Annotated in this window: 6 protein-coding genes and 1 pseudogene; 2 read left to right on the top strand and 5 right to left on the bottom strand. The window is 54.7% G+C overall.

The window, feature by feature from the left end; genetic code table 11:
* Nucleotides 1-3 precede the first annotated feature (3 nt).
* Genes NTZ04_06700 through cdhC form a run of 3 tightly spaced genes read right to left on the bottom strand, consistent with a single transcriptional unit; the run spans nucleotide 4 to nucleotide 3387 of the window.
* Nucleotides 4-762 (bottom strand): AAA family ATPase, encoded by a 759-nt coding sequence (locus tag NTZ04_06700; protein MCX5991997.1) that lies wholly within the window; start codon nucleotides 760-762, stop codon nucleotides 4-6.
* A 9-nt stretch (nucleotides 763-771) separates the two neighbouring features.
* The gene (gene acsC / locus NTZ04_06705; protein ID MCX5991998.1) at nucleotides 772-2139 is read right to left on the bottom strand and encodes an acetyl-CoA decarbonylase/synthase complex subunit gamma; all 1368 of its coding nucleotides are present in this window, start codon (nucleotides 2137-2139) and stop codon (nucleotides 772-774) included.
* An 18-nt stretch (nucleotides 2140-2157) separates the two neighbouring features.
* Nucleotides 2158-3387: a CO dehydrogenase/CO-methylating acetyl-CoA synthase complex subunit beta gene (gene cdhC / locus NTZ04_06710; GenBank protein ID MCX5991999.1), complete on the bottom strand. Its 1230-nt coding sequence runs from the start codon at nucleotides 3385-3387 to the stop codon at nucleotides 2158-2160.
* A 40-nt stretch (nucleotides 3388-3427) separates the two neighbouring features.
* Here cdhC and NTZ04_06715 point away from each other — a divergent pair.
* Together NTZ04_06715 and NTZ04_06720 are read left to right on the top strand one after the other, a co-directional pair.
* Nucleotides 3428-3683: pseudogene (locus NTZ04_06715) on the top strand (DUF4160 domain-containing protein).
* Nucleotides 3664-3906: a DUF2442 domain-containing protein gene (locus NTZ04_06720; GenBank protein ID MCX5992000.1), complete on the top strand. Its 243-nt coding sequence runs from the start codon at nucleotides 3664-3666 to the stop codon at nucleotides 3904-3906. The pseudogene NTZ04_06715 and the gene NTZ04_06720 overlap by 20 nt, the downstream one beginning before the upstream one ends.
* 319 nt (nucleotides 3907-4225) lie before the next feature.
* Here the strand turns inward: NTZ04_06720 and NTZ04_06725 are convergent, their stop codons facing one another.
* Nucleotides 4226-5500 carry a glutamate-5-semialdehyde dehydrogenase gene (locus tag NTZ04_06725; protein MCX5992001.1) on the bottom strand — a complete coding sequence of 425 codons (1275 nt, stop codon included), beginning with the start codon at nucleotides 5498-5500 and terminating at the stop codon, nucleotides 4226-4228.
* A 24-nt stretch (nucleotides 5501-5524) separates the two neighbouring features.
* Nucleotides 5525-6025, bottom strand: a complete 501-nt coding sequence (locus NTZ04_06730; protein MCX5992002.1) for an SRPBCC family protein — start codon at nucleotides 6023-6025, stop codon at nucleotides 5525-5527.
* Nucleotides 6026-6301 lie beyond the last annotated feature (276 nt).

The raw sequence follows: 6301 nt of genomic DNA on the forward strand, positions 1-6301 counted from the left end.
TCTTTACTGAAGCCCGATGCTCCTGGCTAGTTCCTTCACTCCGATTCGAAGAGGGGAGTCTGCGGGTAGCTCTGTGGTAGGCAATCCCTTGACCTCCAAATCAGCCAGATTCGGGTCCTGGGGTATGGTAGCCACCAGTTCGAGACCTTGTTTATTGATTGTATCTCTTATCTCAGGAGGCAGTCCATTGGGAGAGCGATTGACCACCAGGCAAATCTTGCTCACGCTGGTCCGCAACTCCTTTATCAGTGCTTTCATGGCCGCAGCGGTCTTGATGCCTCTCTGGGTAGGATCAGAGATAATGAGTAATATATCTATATCCCTGGTTGTTTGACGGCTGATGTGCTCCATTCCTGCCTCGCTATCGATGACAACGTAGCGGTAATTGCGACCTACCCGATCGATAGAAAGGCGGAGCATGTTGTTGGCGGCACAGTAGCATCCGGGTCCTTCGGGACGCCCCATGGCCAATAGATCAAAACCCTTCGACTCCTCCAGAGCTGCCGTGATCTTGTAGTCCAGGTAATCCTGCTTGGATATCCCCGGGCTGATGGTGCCCTGCTGTATTGCCAGTGTCATCTCCTCCCGTATACTGCCCACCGTGTCCCCCAGGGGCACACCGAGGGCCTGGTTGAGGTTGGTGGCATGGTCAGCATCAATAGCCAGCACGGCTCCCTTCTGTGAAAGGAGCTGGATCAAAAGCGCGGAGATAGTTGTCTTACCGGTCCCCCCCTTGCCGGCAATGACAACAGTGGTAGTCATATTTCCCCGCTATTGCCTCAGGCTGGCGGCGAAGCCGGGCAGGAAAGCAGGAATTTCACTGGCTTCTCTGGGCCCCACCACAATCTTCCAGCCTGGCAAAGCTTCCTCGAGCTCGCCTTTGATCCTGGCCACCCTTCCAGGGATTACCAGGGTCCTCGTCTTCGTCCTTTGCTCTATGCCGCATCTCTTGATAAAGGGGCCGATGCTGTCGCCGGTGAACTTGCCTGCTGCCCAACCGGTGAGCACTCCCAGGCCTTCCGTATTCTTGACACAGAGGAAGGACGGGACTCTGCTGCTTTCAACTTCCGAAGACACAATGAAGTATGTCAGGGCCCAGTTGGAGGTGATCAGAACCGGAGAATCCTGGTTGGGATTGCCGATCTCGTAGAACTTCTCTTCTACTGACAGCGGCATCCGCGGATCGGTATAGATGTTGAGCCGCTCTAGCAGCAGCGGCAGAAGTGTATGTTTATCAAGGTCAGAAAGGACTGCTATAGAGGCATATTTAACTATGAACGCAGCGGCAATGAGCGATTCCTCCAGCCCGTCCCTGGTCATAAAACAGGGGAAGGCTATCGTCGGGTAGCCCAGGGGTCTGAAGCCTTGCTTCACCGCTGCCCGCCGGATCAACGTTTGATCTCGGATGCCTTCCATCAGGTTTCTGGAGCCCGGGTCCAAAACCAGGTCATCGAGCTTCTCGGCCTTCAATCTGGAGGTCAGCGGGATCAACTCTTCAACGCTGGCCGCCTTAACGCCCAGCGGGGCAGGACTCTGCTTGATCCTGGGAATAGCCTGGTCTATGTTTTCCCTGGTTATAGGATAGAGGAGAGGCTTCCTGTCGCCACAGATATCCCTGGCAGCGAAGAGGGCATCCAGGTCTTCTGAGATCAGGATCAGGCCGACATCTGTGTCGCTGCAAACCTTCTTCACCAGACCCAGGAACTTTGCCTTGTCTCCGGATGCGAAATTCAGAGCCAGGAGGTCAGCTTTGAGGGTCAGGCCGACCCTTTCGAACTGCAGTTCCTTTATTCTTTTGATCTTCTGCTCTACAACTGCATCGGAGTCACTGTCGGCGACGAGAAGGGCAATGCCAGTGGGGTGAATGAAGGCCTTCTCATGTCGATAGACTACCTCTTCATTCCCGATTTGCAGAGCATTCTTGCCGGAACCGATGGTGACCAGTTTGATGGCTGGAGCCAGAGCATCCTCCAGCGCTGCTCTCACCTCCGCTGAAAGATAGGGGCATTTCTCCAGGGTGGTCCCTCCCGAAGCCAGCTTCATGGCAAAGGCGAAACAGGTAGGGAAGCCGCATTCCTTGCAGTTCTTCTTACCCGCCTCGGGTAGCTTCTTGACGACGTCAGTTCCTTTGATTGCCATGGCAGATGTCTTGTCTGGCTATCCGGTCAATATGGGGAGCACCACCTCACCCTTGATCCAGGGATGCCCCACTTTCTCCAGGAATTCCATTAGTTCGGCGGTGTCCTTGGCGGTCTCTTCTGTGGCTATCTTGTCGTAGATGTCCTCGGGTATGGCCTCCCTGTACCGTTCCTTGATCACCCTGGGCATCCAGACTACTCTGCGGAGTCCGCCATCGGCCTGGAAGAACTTGGGAGACCGGATAAGCTCCAGCGCCATTCCACAGATGCCCTCCACCTGCCGTCCGCCGGAGGTTGCTCCGGCTATCTGTGAAAAGGTCTGCCCGATGACCGTCCGCCCGACGAAATCCCGGTGCACAATGCCGAAGGCGTCTACTTCGGGGATATAGAAAAGAATAGCTTGAAAGCAGCCGCAGGAGGTGTGGGGATGCTCAAAGGCGCTGTGCAGGTAGACCTGACTGTACTGCCCCAGTGACCTCTCGGCCACAACCTGGTTCAGTCCGCTGTATTCCCCTCTCACCGGATCGATGAGGTCGCCCTTTTGGACCTCGAAGATAGGCCCTTCAGGGTCGAGCTTCGAGGCAGCCCTGCCGTCAAACCAGTTTATGGCGCCGCAATTGGCCACTCTTTCAGGAGTGATCAGACAGCAGTGAGTCGGGGCGAAGCTCTGACAGAGGATACAGCCGTAGAAGACATCGACGTCTTCCTCTCTCAGACCTTTCAGCCTCTCGTCACGGGCTTGATAGACCTTCAGGGCTTGTGGCAGCAATTCCTGTACCTTCTTCTCATCGGTGGTAAAAGTGACGGATATCTTCTCAATGACAGACAGCTCCGAAGTGAAGAGGAAAATGAGTATCTCACCGAACTCCTTCAGGGAATCGAACCCTTTAGCGAAGGCAGACTTGCTCAACCTTATCCAGATGTCACTCCTCTGGTTCATATGGTAGATACCTTCGATGTAATTGGAATACATATGTAGCCTTCTCTCGATCACAGGCTCCATATCCTTTTCCAGTTTCTCTCCGGCGATGTCAACCATAATGGCCAGTGGCTGGCTGCTGCCTTCCCGCATGTCCTTGATGTCGGGGCCAACCACCTCTACCTTTTCATGCTCTACCTCATTCGGCCTCTTCATGGTGACCAGTTCGAATTTGGCAGCGGCCTTCGGCCCGCCGAATTCGACATACATATCCTCTTTTCTGATCGTCTCACCCTCGTACTGAGGCCCAATGTCAACGTGGAAATCCATCTCTTAACCCTCTTTCCCTTCTTGCAGATTATATATTATAATGCTGTTGAGGCTAGTAGTACCAACGGTACTGAGAGTCGGCGCACATAGGTTCTTCTTTTTCAGCAACGAAGGCTACGAACCAGTCTCATATTCACGTTGAGACAGCTGGGAACTACGCCAAATTCTGGTTGAAACCGGTTGCCCTGGCCAGATCCGTGGGCTATAATGCCACAGAACTTAGAGAGTTACGGCAACTAGTTGAGACAAATAGAGAACTATTCCTGAGGAGATGGAATGAGCACTTCGGCAGTTAAAGCTACAAATGCTCTTGCCACAGACGTTCACTTTGAGGCTGACAAAATGAATGTGCAGCTATCCGATGGACGCGTCATCAGCGTTCCCCTCGAATGGTTTCCTGCACTGCGCAAAGCCACGGCCAAACAGAGGAACAACTGGCGGCTGATTGGAAAGGGAGTGGGCATTCACTGGGAGGACCTCGACGAGGACCTCTCGGTTGAGGGACTCCTCCGCCACTAGGAGGGTGGGTCACCACTCGGACAACGCGGATAAGTTAGGCACAAAACAACCGTTCGCTTGCGCCCAGCTTAGCTTTGGGCAAATAGTCGTGACCCAGGCTCCTAGTGGTTGGTTGCACGAATCAGCGTAGCAATCGAGATTCTTCGCTGCGCTCAGAATGGCACGCTCATGGCTCATGGCTGATGGCTCATAGTTGATAGCTGATAGCTCGTAGCTCATAGGGGACTGGATTCCCGCTCCCCGTTTGCACGAGGACAAGCTTCGCGGGAATGACATACGGGTCAGGTTTGGGACCTGACACTCAGTGCACGGATCCATCCTAAGGCCGTACCTGGCCGCTGCCGAAGATGATCCACTTGTAGCTGGTCAGTTCCTTCAGTCCGAGTGGGCCACGGGCGTGAAACTTCTGGGTGCTGATGCCTACCTCGGCCCCCAGGCCGAATTGACCTCCATCGGTGAAACGGGTGCTGGCGTTGACATAGACGCAGGCGGCATCCACTTCGTCCAGAAAGCGCATGGCTGCCGAGTATTCCTCCGTCACGATGGCCTCGGAGTGCCCGGAACCGTAACGGTCGATGTGCTCCAGGGCCTCATCGAGTGATTTTACTACCTTGACGGCAGCAATCAGGGCCAGAAACTCCTTGCCCCAGTCCTGCTCGGTGGCAGGCACCAGCTTCAGGGAAGGCGTCTCTTTGAGTATCTGGAGGGCAGCCTTGTCGCAGTGCATCTCCACACCGGCCTTGACGAACTCCCTGGCAATCGATTTCAGAAAGCGGTCGGCAATATCGGCGTGGACCAGGATGGTATCCAGTGCATTGCACACCGTGGGACGCTGGACCTTGGCGTTATACACAATGGCTACGGCGTCATTCAATTTGGCCATTTTGTCAATGTAGGTATGACAGACCCCCACCCCTCCCGCCAGCACCGGCATGGCGGCATGGCTGGCCACAAATCTGACCAATTCCGCCCCTCCCCGGGGAATGATCAGGTCGATGATGCCGTTCATCTTCAGCATACGGTCCACCACGGCCCGTTCCGTGGACTCGATGATCTGGACGACGCCTTCGGGTATGCCAGCTTCATAGGCTGCCTTTTGCACCACTTTGGCCAGCGCCAGGTTGGAGTGGATGGCCTCCTTGCCGCCGCGGAGGATCACCGCATTGCCTGACTTGAGACACAGGGTGGAGATATCCACCGTGACGTTCGGGCGGCTCTCGTAGATAGTGGCGATCACTCCCAGGGGCACTCGCTTCCTGCCAATCTGGAGTCCATTGGGCAGTGTGCGCATATCGAAAACCTCTCCCACGGGGTCGGGCAGACTGGCCACTGCCCGTACATCTCCGGCCATGCCAGCGATGCGGCTGGGATTGAGCAGCAGGCGGTCAAGCATCGCTGGACTCATCCCCGATGCCTCTGCCGCAGCACGGTCGCGCTGGTTGGCGGAAAGAATTTCGTCCTGGCTCGAAACCAGTCCATCGGCAATGTGCAGCAGGGCTTTGTTCTTCACTTCGGTGGAAAGATGGGCCAGCTTCTTGGAAGCAGCCTTAGCTGCCGGGGCCTTGGTCTCCAGTTCGTCTATGGTAGATGACATCTTCTTGCTCCTGAAATGAAAGACTTATCCTTCAATCTTCTTTTTGAAGCTCTGTACAATCTCTTCTGACAGCGCTCGCCCTACCCGGCTGATCAGCCATGCCAGCCATCCGGAGGCTTCACCGCCGGCGGTGACTCTGGTGTGGCCATTTATCGGCGTCAGTGCATAATAGCGGGTGATCCTGGTGCCCAGGACTTTCCCCTGCATTACCACTCGTTCCCCCGGCACAAATTCTGTAATCTTCATCGACAATCTAACTGTTATGCTGTCCCTGGCAGTAATCCGGAACTGCGAACCCACGCCTGGTGGACCGGCGGAGAGCTTCTCTATCTTCTTCAGCGATGGTATCCATCGGGGCCATTCCTCAGGGTCACTGAGGGTTGACCAGATACTCTCTGGAGTGGCGTTGATCTCGATGCTGCTCTCAAACCTCATATCCTTCTGGCCAAAGACACCGTAGAGTGCCTGATTCCTCGCTGACGACCTGAAACCATGGCCTCTTTCCGAGGGGTTCAAGCTTATCAAATATGACGTTGCAGCGCAAGCTTAGTAGTCCAACATGTGGCTTGTGTGGTAGTTTGTCAAGACTCTTTAGAAATGACTCATGAAGAGAAATCACATTATAGGAAAAGACTGAAATAAGAGAGGAATCATGGTAGGTAAAACGAAACAGTATCCGAGTCCGAAGTTTCGCTCAGTGAAGGAAGAGGAGGAGTACTGGAAAACGCACAGCCCCATTGTTGAGGGATATGAGGGAGAGATCAAGCGCCCACGCCAAAAGCGGTCATCTTTCTTGGCGGT

The organism is Chloroflexota bacterium (assembly GCA_026389585.1).
In the GTDB taxonomy this organism is placed as follows: domain Bacteria; phylum Chloroflexota; class Dehalococcoidia; order UBA2247; family RBG-13-53-26; genus JAPLHP01.

Bases quoted from the DNA above. Each gene is read 5' to 3' on its own strand.
- NTZ04_06700 (MCX5991997.1), bottom strand. From the start codon at position 762: ATGACTACCACTGTTGTCATTGCCGGCAAGGGGGGGACCGGTAAGACA.
- NTZ04_06725 (MCX5992001.1), bottom strand. From the start codon at position 5,500: ATGTCATCTACCATAGACGAACTGGAGACCAAGGCCCCGGCAGCTAAG.
- acsC (MCX5991998.1), bottom strand. From the start codon at position 2,139: ATGGCAATCAAAGGAACTGACGTCGTCAAGAAGCTACCCGAGGCGGGT.
- NTZ04_06720 (MCX5992000.1), top strand. From the start codon at position 3,664: ATGAGCACTTCGGCAGTTAAAGCTACAAATGCTCTTGCCACAGACGTT.
- cdhC (MCX5991999.1), bottom strand. From the start codon at position 3,387: ATGGATTTCCACGTTGACATTGGGCCTCAGTACGAGGGTGAGACGATC.